The sequence below is a fragment of the Xanthomonas sp. NCPPB 3761 genome (genome assembly GCF_041475705.2).
GTDB lineage: Bacteria > Pseudomonadota > Gammaproteobacteria > Xanthomonadales > Xanthomonadaceae > Xanthomonas > Xanthomonas phaseoli.
This window is the reverse complement of sequence record NZ_CM191262.1, coordinates 4,379,634-4,391,805: the sequence shown is the minus strand read 5'-3', so window position 1 is coordinate 4,391,805 and position 12,172 is coordinate 4,379,634. Positions and strand designations below refer to the sequence as shown.

The 12,172-nt window shown below is 64.2% G+C and carries 10 protein-coding genes; 5 read left to right on the top strand and 5 right to left on the bottom strand.

Annotated features, from left to right (window positions below; all coding sequences use genetic code 11):
• The first annotated feature begins 125 nt into the window (after nucleotides 1-125).
• The 3 genes from ACCQ00_RS19145 (at nucleotide 126) to ACCQ00_RS19135 (ending at nucleotide 2,341) form a co-directional block, all read left to right on the top strand.
• A complete protein-coding gene (locus ACCQ00_RS19145; protein ID WP_005914365.1) occupies nucleotides 126-290 on the top strand; it encodes a hypothetical protein in 165 nt (54 codons plus the stop codon).
• Between the two features lie 87 nt (nucleotides 291-377).
• Nucleotides 378-1,472 carry a DUF3182 family protein gene (locus tag ACCQ00_RS19140; RefSeq protein WP_039568527.1) on the top strand — a complete coding sequence of 365 codons (1,095 nt, stop codon included), beginning with the start codon at nucleotides 378-380 and terminating at the stop codon, nucleotides 1,470-1,472.
• Entirely contained in the window at nucleotides 1,472-2,341 is an 870-nt protein-coding gene (locus ACCQ00_RS19135) for an alpha/beta hydrolase family protein (RefSeq protein ID WP_017158202.1), read from the top strand. The genes ACCQ00_RS19140 and ACCQ00_RS19135 overlap by 1 nt, the downstream gene beginning before the upstream one ends.
• Before the next feature lie 263 nt (nucleotides 2,342-2,604).
• Here ACCQ00_RS19135 and ACCQ00_RS19130 read toward each other — a convergent pair whose 3' ends face one another.
• From ACCQ00_RS19130 to fabR, 4 genes are all read right to left on the bottom strand, one after another.
• Nucleotides 2,605-3,405: a hypothetical protein gene (locus tag ACCQ00_RS19130; protein ID WP_039568529.1), complete on the bottom strand. Its 801-nt coding sequence runs from the start codon at nucleotides 3,403-3,405 to the stop codon at nucleotides 2,605-2,607.
• 205 nt (nucleotides 3,406-3,610) lie between these two features.
• Nucleotides 3,611-4,834 carry an RtcB family protein gene (locus ACCQ00_RS19125; RefSeq protein ID WP_039583438.1) on the bottom strand — a complete coding sequence of 408 codons (1,224 nt, stop codon included), beginning with the start codon at nucleotides 4,832-4,834 and terminating at the stop codon, nucleotides 3,611-3,613.
• Between the two features lie 54 nt (nucleotides 4,835-4,888).
• Complete coding sequence (locus tag ACCQ00_RS19120; protein WP_017159089.1) at nucleotides 4,889-6,013, bottom strand: slipin family protein; 1,125 nt, start codon at nucleotides 6,011-6,013, stop codon at nucleotides 4,889-4,891.
• Nucleotides 6,014-7,300: 1,287 nt separating this feature from the next.
• Nucleotides 7,301-7,948, bottom strand: coding sequence for an HTH-type transcriptional repressor FabR (gene fabR, locus ACCQ00_RS19115; RefSeq protein ID WP_005989260.1), 648 nt, complete (start codon nucleotides 7,946-7,948; stop codon nucleotides 7,301-7,303).
• A gap of 92 nt (nucleotides 7,949-8,040) precedes the next feature.
• Between fabR and ACCQ00_RS19110 the strand changes: the two genes are divergently transcribed.
• Nucleotides 8,041-9,117 (top strand): ferredoxin reductase, encoded by a 1,077-nt coding sequence (locus ACCQ00_RS19110; protein ID WP_017158197.1) that lies wholly within the window; start codon nucleotides 8,041-8,043, stop codon nucleotides 9,115-9,117.
• Between the two features lie 9 nt (nucleotides 9,118-9,126).
• Complete coding sequence (locus ACCQ00_RS19105) at nucleotides 9,127-10,248, top strand: fatty acid desaturase family protein (protein ID WP_017158196.1); 1,122 nt, start codon at nucleotides 9,127-9,129, stop codon at nucleotides 10,246-10,248.
• A gap of 64 nt (nucleotides 10,249-10,312) precedes the next feature.
• Here ACCQ00_RS19105 and ACCQ00_RS19100 read toward each other — a convergent pair whose 3' ends face one another.
• On the bottom strand, nucleotides 10,313-11,875 hold the full coding sequence (locus ACCQ00_RS19100; RefSeq protein ID WP_372354007.1) for an EAL domain-containing protein: 1,563 nt from the start codon (nucleotides 11,873-11,875) through the stop codon (nucleotides 10,313-10,315).
• Nucleotides 11,876-12,172: the final 297 nt, after the last annotated feature.

Sequence of the window (12,172 nt, the reverse complement as noted above, 5' to 3'; positions counted from 1 at the left end):
TGGACAATCGGGCGAAAATCGCTTTCGCAATGCCGCATTTCACAGAAGATTCTGAACCGCTCCACACCTGTGTAACGTCTGATCATTAAGGTAGGGGGCGACGTAATGGAGCGAGAGTACCCAGGATGCAGGACAGCGAGACCAGTAGCCGTAAGCCGCATCATGCGAGCGGCACACCTGAAGCACGCGTGTGGTGGCATGCCTTGTTGGAGTTGCGCGGAGGCCGTATCGCCATCAGTTTGATCGTGGTGTTCCTGATCGTGCTTGGCCTGTATCTGGCCTTGAAGTAAGGCCAGACAACACCTGCTTTTTAGACCCGTCCCTCAGCTGCGACCGAGGCCAGTAACAACGCGCGATCACGCCGCAGGTGAGAGGTCATGGCACAGACGCACTATCGCCACGTGCTTGGGCATGCCATGCGCCGGGTGCCCGAGCACGGTCATGAGCGTGCCACACATGCATGGGTATGTCGCGAGATTGCGCGCTTGCTGGGTGTGCCCGATGCCGGCGTCGCCGGCCATGGCGTGATTGAAGGAGGAACATTCCACGTACCTGACGACACGCTCACGACTGCGCAAGCGCGTGGGCTTGGCATCCACGGCGTGGACGACTTGCTTGGCGGTATCGTGCCGCATGCATTTCTGGCCACCAAGGTCATCGGCCACCCATTGATTGGCGCCGATGCGGCACGTCCTGCAGGCTGGGATCAGGCGCTGGCCACGTCGCTGATTCCCGCCACGCTGCCGGGCTACACCGCGTTTTCTCGCCCGGATGCGATGCACGCATTCGAGGCGCTGTCTGGTGGTGGAGACGTGCGCCTGAAGCTGCCCACCGGCGTGGGCGGCAACGACCAGTGGCGCATCGCCGACGCATCGCAGCTAGCGCAGGTGCTGGACAGCCTGCCCGAGACCTATCTAGGCACGCATGGCGGCGTGCTGGAACGCAATATCTTGCAGCCGGTGACGCATAGCGTGGGCGAGTTGTGTTTGGCAGGTGTCCAGATTGCGTACTACGGCACGCAATGCAGCGTGCCCGATGCGGACGGCAGCGAGGTGTACGGCGGCTCGTCGTTGCGCGTCTTTCGTGGGTCGTTGGAGGCACTGATGGCGACCGCGTTACCATCGCTCGAACGGCAGGTGGTCGAGCAAGCGTGCAGATACGATCGATGCGTCACCGCCGCGTATCCTGAGCTGCAGATTTCCCGCCGCAACTACGATGTGGTCAGCGGTCGGGATGCTATTAACGTCCCGGTATGCGGCGTGCTGGAACAATCCTGGCGAATCGGTGGCGCAACCCCGGCCGAACTCGCTGCAATCGCCGCGTTCCAGCACGATCCCGCGTTGCAGTGGATCAATGCGTCCACACACGAAATCTATCAGGGCCAGCCGCCGGCCGATGCGCAGGTCTACTATCGCGCAACCCAATCCGGTCCAGGGCCGCGTTACAAATACAGGAGCATCTCTGCGACGTAATGGAAGCCAAACTTTCCAGTATCGATATCCCGGTCGGCCAGGACGCACTCAGTGGCACCTTGCTCACGCCCTCAGGCATGCCTGCAGTGTTGTTCGTGCACGGCTGGGGCGGCAGCCAGCACCACAGCCTGGTACGTGCGCGCGAGGCAGCAGGCCTGGGCTGCATCTGCATGACCTTCGATCTGCGTGGTCATGAGGGTTACGCATCGATGCGCCAGACCGTGACACGCGCACAGAACCTGGACGACATCAAGGCTGCGTATGATCAATTGGCGGCTCTGCCCTACGTGGATGCGCAGTCGATCGCCGTGGTTGGCCTGAGTTACGGGGGCTATCTGTCCGCACTGCTGACGCGCGAGCGCCCGGTGGAGTGGCTGGCGTTGCGTTCGCCTGCGCTCTACAAGGATGCCCACTGGGACCAACCCAAGGTCAGCCTCAATGCCGACCCGGAGCTGATGGCGTACCGCCGGCAGCGCCTGCGCCCGGCCGACAACATCGCCCTGGCCGCCTGCGCCGAGTACAAGGGCGATGTGCTGTTGGTGGAAGCCGAACACGATGTGATCGTGCCGCAGCCGGTGCTGCACAACTACGCGCGATCATTCGTGCAGGCGCGTTCGCTCACATCGCGCGTCATCGCCGGTGCCGACCATGCGCTCAGCATCAAGGAGCACCAGCAGCAATACACGCGCGCACTGATCGACTGGCTGACCGAGATGGTCGTCGGCCGGCGTATCGCATTGGCCAAGGAGGTGGTGGCCACGCGCAAGCAGTTGCTCAAGGATCAGCAAGGCGCTGCTGCGACCCAATTGGAGCAGAGCACTCCGGTCTTTCGCGGCGACATCCGGGCGGTAGAGAAGACCGCAGGTTAGGCGTCAGGAACGAGGTAGCGCGTGCAACACCGTGCGGGCGTGCATGCGTTGCTTCCACGGCGTGTTGGACGTCTAGTGCGCGCGGGCCGTCGTGTGGGTAGATCACCCTGGAATGCGTGTCGGCATCCATGCACTTCCAGTGACGCCCGACGAGCAACGAACGTTCATCACTCCACAATGCAGGGCGGGCCCGAATAGGCCCGCCCTGGGTCAACGCATTGCGCTCGCCGCGGCAATCTTTACCAGGCCGCTGCGATCAAGCCTCAGACGCGCGGATCGGTTGGGTTGCGGCGCGCCGCTGCATCGTGATGATCCGAATCGAACGCCTCACGCACCGCATGCTTGGCCTTTTCCCAGCTCAGACGCGAATTGGCCTTGAAGCGGTCCCAGCCATCGCCCAGGTCGCGTTCCAGATGGTCGTCCCACTGGCGACCGGCATGCTGCTGGCGCGCCTGCATGCCATAGCGGTAAGCCGGACGATAGTCGTCATACGAATACTCGGCATCGCGGTAGCGGGCGCTGTCGAAGCGACCGGCGTAGTGCGTATCGCTGTCGCGATAGACCGTGTGGGTACGGTCCGCACGCTCCCATGCGTCGCGTGCTGCAAGCCGGGCTTCGTCCCACTCCAGGCGCGATTGCCCGCGGTTGCGTGGCCATTCCCCAGCCAAGGTGGCTTCGGTTTCTTCCCAGGTGCTGGTCGGGCGGGTTTCGCGTGCCTGCAAACCGAATCCGTAGACGGTGGCGTAGTCGCGATCGTAGTCGGTGCCTTCCTTGTAGTAAGGACGGTTGCGATGCTCCTGCCGCCAGTATTCGGTCTCCACCGTGGGGTCGAGCCGTTCGGCCACGCCCTTGCCAGCTGCAGCGCCTGCAACCACACCGGCTGCTGCACCAATCAAGGTGCCAAGCGGCCCGAACACCGTGCCCGCCAGCGCGCCAGCTGCAGCACCGCCGGCGATGCCGCCCACGCCCACCCCAACCGGATGCGAACCAGGCGCTCCGGAGATCGGGTCGCGGTTCAAGTCCTTCGCTTCCTCCTTGCGTTCCTGCTTGTCGAGATTGCTCATACCGCCTCCGGATTATCTGTTGGATGCGCCCTGTAGATCAGACCGCGAACGAGGCGCCACGATGGCGTCGAAAGAGTGAAACGCGCGTGCTTTGATGTGAGCGCTGCCGCGACATGACTGAACTGTGCAGTGCATTGCGGATGAGGTTGCTCGCTCGCGCTTGCAACGTGTCTGTAGTGAAGAGGGCCGCAAGCGCGGCCCTCTTCTATCCCTTGATGCACACCACCTGGCGCAAGGTGTGCAGCACCTCGACCAGATCCCGCTGCGCCGCCATCACTGCATCGATGGACTTGTACGCGGCAGGCGACTCGTCGATCACTGCCGCGTCCTTGCGGCATTCCACATGTGCGGTGGCCTCGCGATGCTGTGCCAGGGTGATTTGCGCGCGTGCAGCGGTCCTGCTCATCACGCGCCCTGCGCCGTGGCTGCAGCTGTGGAAACTGTCGGCGTTGCCCAACCCGCGCACAATGTGGCTGCGCGTGCCCATGCTGCCCGGAATGATGCCCAGCTCGCCGGCACGAGCGCTGACCGCGCCCTTGCGGGTGATCAACAATTCCTCGCCACCGTGCGTTTCCTTTTGCACATAGTTGTGGTGGCAATTGACTGCGAGCTTTTCCAGCTGGAATTTGGGCAAGCGGTGACGCATCTCGGCCAGCACGCGCGCCATCATCGCCTCGCGATTTTCGCGGGCGTAATCCTGCGCCCACGACACCGCTTCGACATACTCGTCGAACAAAGGCTCGCCCTGCATGAAGAAGGCCAGGTCCTTGTCGGGCAGATGAAAACCCAATACGCGATGCGCCAGTTGCTCACGCGCGCGCTCGATGAAATACGTGCCGATCAGGTTGCCGGTGCCGCGCGAACCGCTGTGCAGCATCACCCAGACCGCATCGGTTTCGTCCAGGCAGATCTCGATGAAATGGTTGCCGCCACCCAGCGTGCCGATCTGGCAGTCCAGCTTGTCGGTCCGGATGCGCTTGTGCTGCTGCTTGATGGCGTCCAGACGCTGCACCAGCCCGGACTGCGCGATGCGGGTCTGGATGCTGTCCGGCAGCTTGCGGTGCTCGCCGCCACGGCCGTTGCCCACCGGCACGCTGCGCTCGATGCTGGAACGCAGCTGCGCCAGACTGTCGGGCAGGTCGTTGGCGCGCAGCGTGGTGCGCACCGCCGCCATGCCGCAGCCGATATCCACGCCGACCGCCGCCGGGATGATGGCGCCACGGGTCGGAATCACCGAGCCCACGGTTGCGCCTTTGCCCAGATGCACGTCTGGCATCACCGCGACCCACGGACCGACAAACGGGACCGCTGCGATATTGCGCAGCTGCGCATGCGCCTGCTCTTCCAGCGGCACGCCGCGTACCCAGCCCTTGATCGGGGTGCTGCTGCCTTCGGCGTGCAGAAATTCAAAGTGTTGTGATGTACTCATTGTTGTCATTACGTTGCGGCAGTGCGTGGCAGATCCTTCCGCCACGCGCAGCCTTCATTGCCTGATCGTCACCAATTGTTTCAGCACGCCATCCAGGCCGCCGAATACGGTGAGCTTGTCGATCTTTTCGGTGACCTTTTCCAGCGCCTCCAGTTCCTTCAAACGCATCAGTACCGGGCTGTCTTCGATCAGCTTGGCGGTGTTGAGCAACGAGCGCGTGGCGTTGGCCTCTTCGCGCCGACGGATGACGTTGGCTTGCGCCTGCTTCTCCGCCTGCACGACTGCGTTGAGGATCTCGCGCATCTCGCCCGGCAGGATCACGTCCTTGACGCCGACACCCAGTACCTCGATGCCGAAGCCGCTCACGCTGCCGCGCACATACCCGAAGATATCTGCATCCAGGCAGGCCTTGTCGCCCAACAACTCGTCCAGCGTCTTGGCCGAGACTGCGCGCCGCAAACCGTACTGCAACTCGCGATACAGGTAATCGCCGGCCTTGGCCACGCGCGTACGCATCGCCACGGCATCGGTGACGCGCATGCTGGCGGCCAGGTTGACCCGCAACGACACCTTGTCGCGCGTCAACAGCTCCTGTCCGGACACTTCGACCGACTGCACGCGCAGATCGATTACGTCGGTGCTGATGTTCTTCTGGAAATTCCAGAATGCATAAGCCCCCGGCCCGAACGGTGCAAGCAGCTTGCCGTCGACGAACACCAGCCCTTGCGACTCGGCCGGCACATCCATGCAGACCGCCACACGCGACAGCGTGCCGAGCTGGCGCAGCCTGCGCTGCACATCGGTGGGCACCTGCAGCCCGTCGCCCAATGGCAGGGTCTGCACCTCGATTGCCGACGGACCACGCCAGTAAAGCGTGCGCGTGCCCGGTGGCAGCACGTCGTCGAGCTTGCCGTTGCGGATCAGCAAGCCGACCTGCACGGTGCCGATGTCGGCCAGCACGAAGTGTTGCGGCAGGATGCTGCCGAGCGTGTCGATCAGCATTTCTGCATCGCAGCCCACATCGGCGCCTTGCGTGATGGCGTGGACGATGACCTGGCGGCGACCCAACGGGTCGAACAGGCGATAGACGCCGGGGACGAGCACGCGCTCGAACCGACGGTTGCGATACACCAGGCCGCGCTCGCCGTCACCGATCACGACCCTCTTGGTCCAGAACATGGCACTTCTCCTTGGGTTTGGCTCTGGTGGTCCGATCCGGGAATGCAGCCGTTCCGCCGCCCGGATCGGACTGCTGGCGGAACGTGTGCCGATGCAACGCGGCGTTGAAAGGTGGAAACGCCGGTGACGGCGGCCGTGCGGGGCGCAATGCGCTGTTGGCGCCTGCATTTGTGTGACTGCTGCGGTGCGATGGCTTGCGTAGCGGCAGCGAACGGCGCAGCACGCGCGTTCAGGGCAATGGCCCGGCAGGGGCGCCGCTGCTGCAGGCAGTCAGGCGATGGCTTGCCTGTTGCCTGCGGCATGGGCGTTTCCGTAAGGGGACTTGCGTCCCGAGGAATGACCGAGAAGGTCATGCATGGAGCGGGATTCGAACCCGCGACAGACAGATTACAAATCTGTTGCTCTACCCAACTGAGCTATCCAGGGGCGGGTATTCCGGAATCGAACCAGGACTACGGCTTTCGCCGCCGCTCCACCAGGAGCCGATACCCGTAACGAGAAACATGCCAAAGAGTTCGGTATACGCCACGGCATCGCCGCGCGCACCAGCTGGAATAAACTCCAGGCCGCTGAATATCTTTCGCAGTGTTTCTGATCACCGTTTTATTCAAACGGTAATTCTTGTCTGTGCATGACCACGCGCTACCCGTGCCCGGCACCTGGGCACAGCGCTCTCGCGCCTGGTCGCGTGCAACGTCCATGTTGTCGGGCAATCCATGCCCGGGTGCCTGGAAGGTCATCCACAAGATGTGATGCGAACGCACAACGAAAAACGCCCCGGGATGCAGCATCCAAGGGCGTTCGCGTGCCTCGGAGATCGAGTGACCGATCTCCTTGTGAGGGGATCAGTCGAAGAGGGTGATGCGCACGTCTGCTTTCTTCGTGCGCACATACGATGCCGCGCGGTGCGCGCTGGGCAGTCGATTGAATGTGGCGGAGTTGAGCAGGGACATGAGGTCGGTTCGGTGAAAGTGCAGACGTGGCTGCTGAGGGCGCGAACATTACCTGCGTCTTTTTAACGGTGCAAGCACTTTATGCAATTATTTTTCGGATTATCTTTCGCGAAGCGAAAGAGAATGCAGCTGTGTATCGGCTACAACGCGCTGATGGAATCGAAGAGGGCGGTGGAATCCGGCGATGATCTGATTCAAGCACCGCCGATGACGCATGCCGGTAGCGCGTCGTGAGCAGTCGTCGGAAAGTTTGCACGGCGCGCTCAAAATCGCTGTAGACACCCGGTCCATGCGCCGATGCCGATGCCCGCAGCGCGCGGACGCCGGCAAGCAATCAACCGCCGTGCGTGCCCAGGGTGCGCGCGCCGGTGAGGATCATGCGCAGCATCTGCGAGATCTGCTCGATCAGCTCGGGATCTTTTTCCGGCGGCGAATCCATCGCCACCGCGCCCATCGCAAACACCAGCCGGGTGATCGCCTTGGACACCAGGGCAGGAGCATGCAGCTTGGCGTTGTCGGCCGCGGCCAGGCGAATCAGGTCCACGCGCAGCTCGTCTTCGAAATAGGTCAGTTCGCGCTCCACTGCCTGCTTGAAGGCGTCAGAGCCCACCGCGCCTTCGCGCAACAGCACGTGCAGCAGCTTGTCGTCGGCGCGCAGCTGTTCCATGAAGGCTTCGACCGAAACACGGATGACACTGCGGTCGGTGGAGGTCGCGCGCTGGCGCGCCTGGCCGATGATGGTGCGCAGCGAACGCCCGGCCAGGTCGATCAAGGCCACGGCGAGCTCGTCCATGTCGCGGAACTGCCGATAGAAGCTGTTCGGCGCGATGCCCGCCTCGCGTGCCACTTCGCGCAGGCTCAGTGTGGACAGGCTGCGGTGCGGGCCAATCAAGGACAGTGCTGCAGCGATGAGATCCTCACGTGAAATCGCCGGCTTGCGGGACGGCGGCGCGTCGTGGGAAGGCAGGGCGATAGAGGTCATGAGGCTGCAGCCGGGCGTGGGCCTGAATCATAGCCCCTCTGGCAATATACAAGTGTATACACGGATGTGCATGCATGCGTATAGTGCGGCCCATGAACCTGGCATCTCCTCGCAAGTCCAAGTCCCCGCTGCCGGCACGCCTGGCGCGTCGGCTGGTGTCCCCGCAACTGTTCGATTTCTGGGCAACCCGGCTCAACCCGTTGTGGACGCTGGAACAGCCGATGGCGCGGCTGGTCCAGCGCACCCCGGCCAGCCGCGATGCGGTGACCCTGGTGTTGCAACCCAACGGCCATTGGCGCGGCCTGCAGGCCGGCCAGCACGTGAGCCTGGGCGTGGAAATCGACGGCCGCCGCCTGCTGCGCAGCTACAGCCCGACGGTACTGGCCGACGGCCGGCTGGCGATCACCGTCAAGGCGATCGAGGGCGGGCTGGTGAGCCGCTTCCTGGCGCACGATGCGGCCCTGGGCACGGTGGTGTCGCTGGCCCCTGCTTTCGGCGACATGCTGCTGCCGACCACGCCCACTCCGCTCCTGCTGCTGGCCGCCGGTTCGGGCATCACGCCGATGCGCGCGTTGCTGCAGGCCGCCGCGCAGGCCGGTATGCCGATGGACGTGGACCTGCTGTATTGGGTGCGCCAGCGCGACGAAGCCTGCTTCGTCGACGAATTCGCCGCGCTGGCCGCGACGCATCCGCGCCTGCGTGTGCAACTGTTGACCACCCGCGAAGGCGAGACCCCTGCAGAACGCGTGGACACCTATTCGTTGGACCACATTGCCGCGCTGGACCAGCGCCATGTGATGGCCTGTGGGCCGGGCGGTTTTGTGCAGGCCGCGCGCGAGCGGCTGCAGGGATGCGTGGCTGCCTTTCAGGCAGAGGCCTTCAGCGTGCCGGCACTGCACGAGGCCGAGACCGGGCAGGTGCAGGTCCAACTGTCACGCAGCGGCCGTACTCTGACCCTGCCGCGCGGCCAGTCGCTGCTGGAAGGGCTGGAAGCGCAAGGCCTGCGGCCCAAACACGGCTGCCGCATGGGCATCTGCAATACCTGCGCCTGCCCGCGCCAATCCGGCACCACCCGGCACCTGCTGACCGGTGAACGCAGCAACGAACCCACCGCACAGGTGCGCCTGTGCATCAGTGCGCCGAGCACTGACCTGATCCTGGATCTGTAAGGAATCTTCATGAGCCGAGTCCATAACCGTGCCCTGTCCGCTGCCGAACTGCAGTCTTTCGGCGACGAACTCGATGCCATCCGCGCGCGCGTGCTGCGCCAGGTGGGCGCCGCCGATGCGCGCTACATCCGCCGCATCGTGGCTGCCGTGCGCTGGACCGGCGTGGCCGGCCGTGCGCTGCTGTTCCTGGGTGCCTTCGTGCACAGCGTGCTGATTCCGGCATGGATCGCCGGCGTGCTGCTGCTGGCATTGTCCAAGATCCTGGAGAACATGGAGCTGGGCCATAACGTCATGCACGGCCAGTACGACTGGATGGGCGACCCGCAGCTCAACGGCAACACCTACGAGTGGGACATCGTTGCCACCGGCGACAACTGGCGCAAGACGCACAACTTCAAGCACCACACCTACACCAATGTGCGTGGCATGGACGACGACATCGGCTACGGCCTGCTGCGCATCTTCCCCGAGCAGCGCTGGCGCCCCTTCTACCTGCTGCAGCCCTTTATCGCGGTGGTGTTCGCGCTGCTGTTCGAATGGGGCGTGGCGATCCAGGACCTGCGTCTGGGCCGTTGGTTCGCCGGCAAGATGAAGGCCGCCGAATTGCGTGCCTCGTTCCTGCCGGTCGGCCGCAAGATGGGTCGCCAGATGCTCAAGGACTACATCGTCTTTCCGCTGCTGGCCGGCCCGTTCTTCCTGACCGTGCTGCTGGGCAATCTGGCGGCCAACGTGCTGCGCAGCATCTGGACCTTCGTGATCATCTTCTGCGGCCACTTCACCGCCGATGCGGAAGTGTTTCCGAAGGAATCCATCCGCAACGAATCGCGTGGCCACTGGTATCTGCGTCAGCTGCGTGGTTCGTCCAATCTGACCGGTGGCAAGCTGATGAACGTGCTGTCGGGCAACCTGAGCCACCAGATCGAGCATCACTTCTATCCCGACCTGCCGGCCAACCGCTATGCGCAGATCGCCGTCGAAGTGAAGCAGGTTTGTGCGCGCTACGGCCAGCACTACAACACCGGCTCGCTGCCGCGCCAGTTCGGCCAGGTGATGTGGCGGATCGTGCGCCATGCCTTCCCGAGCCGGCCCAAGCCGGTGCGGCAGAGCAGTGCTGCATTGCAGGGCGCGTGATTGGGTTGCGCAACGCCTGATCGACATCGAAAGGCCGCCAATGGCGGCCTTTTTCTTGCCGGGTTCACTGCGTCGCGCTGCGCGCCTGAGCGTGATAGGCGATGAAACCAGTGGCCGGCAATGCGCGCGAAAACAGCCAGCCCTGCGCCAGATCCACACCATGGGCGCGCAGATAATCGAGCTGTTCCTGCCGCTCGACCCCTTCGGCGATGGTGCGCAGCCGTAGCGTCTTGGCCATCTCGATGATGTGCGCGGTCACCGCACTGGTGGCCGAGTGGGTGCCGATGGTGTCCACGAACGATTTGTCGATCTTCAACGCGTCCAGCGGCAAGCCCTGCAGATACTGCAGGCTCGAATAACCGGTGCCGAAATCGTCGATGGACACCGTGTGGCCGGCACCGCGCAGATGGGTGATGGTGGTGCGTGCCACATCGATGTCCATCAGGCTGCGTTCGGTCGCCTCCACCCACAGCTGGCCGCTGTCCACGCCGGTGCCGCGCAACGCCTGCGCCAGCACGCCCTGCACGCGGCCACTCTTGATGTCGTCGGCGGAGACATTGATGGCCACATGCAGCGCTGGATCGGCGGCCAGGGTGGAGCCCAGTTCGCGGATGACTTCGGCCACCACCAGATCGGTGATCGGCAGGATCAGGCCGCTTTGTTCGGCCAGCGGGATGAAGGCGTCCGGCGGCACCAGCACACCGTCGGGCTGCTGCCAGCGCACCAGCGCTTCGGCGCCGACGCAGGCGCCGCTGTCGAGCGCAACGATCGGTTGGTAGTGCACGATGAACTCGCCGCGCTGCACGGCGATTTCCAGCCGCGCCAATGGCGACAGGCGCCGCCGCGAGACCCACAGCACCGCACCGACCAGCAGCAGCGCCACGGCAATGCCGATCGGTACCAGCTGCAACCGCGCCGCCGCCAGCGGCCCGCGCAGATAGGCCACCGGCTCGGTGACCACCGCGGCCCAGTCGCCACGACGGTCGCGCCCGAACAACACCTGCGAAAGCAAGAGGGCGCCCGGCTCACGCTTGGCCGTGGGGTCGATCAGCAAGTGTTCGGCGGCGGTGCCGGTGCTGCTGAGAATCTGCCCGTCCGGCGTGCCGATCGCCAGTTGCAGGCCAGGCGGAATATTGATGTCGGCCAGCGTGTCCGGGTTGATCAGGACGTTGTAGTCGCCCAGTTGCAATGCCATCAGCGGACGCTGCGGATTGGCCAACGGCAGCAGCCGCGTGGTCACCGCGATGCCGCGTTTGACCACGAAGTCGGCCGTGCGCTGCGGAACGGTGTTGCGCAGTTGGCCCCACGACGTACAGCTGAGACGACCTTGTTGAAACCGTCCCAGCTCGACGATGTAGTGGCTGGTCAGCACCAAGGCGCGCATCTGCGCCAGATGCGCAGGCGAGCACGGCGGCAACCGCGAGGCGGCCATGCTCAACAATGCGCCATGCGCCTCGTCGAAGGCGCTTTCGGTGCGCCGGATCGACAGCGCCGCCAACTGGCTCAGCTTGCCCTCTTCGCGCGCCAACGCCAGCCGCCAAGCCAGGTAGTAGGACAGGCCGATCGGCAGCGTTGCGCTCAGCAACACCAGCAGCACGGTGACGCTGATGATGCGTTGGCGCTTCATCCCACCACCCGCGACGGCCGTGCTGCCGGTTCACGCATGGCCCCTGCAGAAACGCCGCCAGCGCAGGCTTGCGCAGATCGAAGGTGCACGCCAACCGGCGTGCGCGAACGGCTCACGTCGCGATTGGTGACGCACGGCATGGACTGATGAGGCTGCACGTCGCGAATGTACGACACACGCGTGCATTGCGCGCGTTTGCGGAGCGAAGCGGCTGTGATTTTTTTCCGACCTTCTTGCGTTGCATCCTGGCAGTCGGGGCCGCCTGCGGATTCACGCGACTGCACGCAGGACCGCGCT

What these genes read in the sequence shown, in the direction of transcription:
- ACCQ00_RS19145 (WP_005914365.1), top strand. Translation starts at nt 126, where the DNA reads ATGCAGGACAGCGAGACCAGTAGCCGTAAGCCGCATCATGCGAGCGGC.
- ACCQ00_RS19140 (WP_039568527.1), top strand. Translation starts at nt 378, where the DNA reads ATGGCACAGACGCACTATCGCCACGTGCTTGGGCATGCCATGCGCCGG.
- ACCQ00_RS19135 (WP_017158202.1), top strand. Translation starts at nt 1,472, where the DNA reads ATGGAAGCCAAACTTTCCAGTATCGATATCCCGGTCGGCCAGGACGCA.
- ACCQ00_RS19130 (WP_039568529.1), bottom strand. Translation starts at nt 3,405, where the DNA reads ATGAGCAATCTCGACAAGCAGGAACGCAAGGAGGAAGCGAAGGACTTG.
- ACCQ00_RS19125 (WP_039583438.1), bottom strand. Translation starts at nt 4,834, where the DNA reads ATGAGTACATCACAACACTTTGAATTTCTGCACGCCGAAGGCAGCAGC.
- ACCQ00_RS19120 (WP_017159089.1), bottom strand. Translation starts at nt 6,013, where the DNA reads ATGTTCTGGACCAAGAGGGTCGTGATCGGTGACGGCGAGCGCGGCCTG.
- fabR (WP_005989260.1), bottom strand. Translation starts at nt 7,948, where the DNA reads ATGACCTCTATCGCCCTGCCTTCCCACGACGCGCCGCCGTCCCGCAAG.
- ACCQ00_RS19110 (WP_017158197.1), top strand. Translation starts at nt 8,041, where the DNA reads ATGAACCTGGCATCTCCTCGCAAGTCCAAGTCCCCGCTGCCGGCACGC.
- ACCQ00_RS19105 (WP_017158196.1), top strand. Translation starts at nt 9,127, where the DNA reads ATGAGCCGAGTCCATAACCGTGCCCTGTCCGCTGCCGAACTGCAGTCT.
- ACCQ00_RS19100 (WP_372354007.1), bottom strand. Translation starts at nt 11,875, where the DNA reads ATGAAGCGCCAACGCATCATCAGCGTCACCGTGCTGCTGGTGTTGCTG.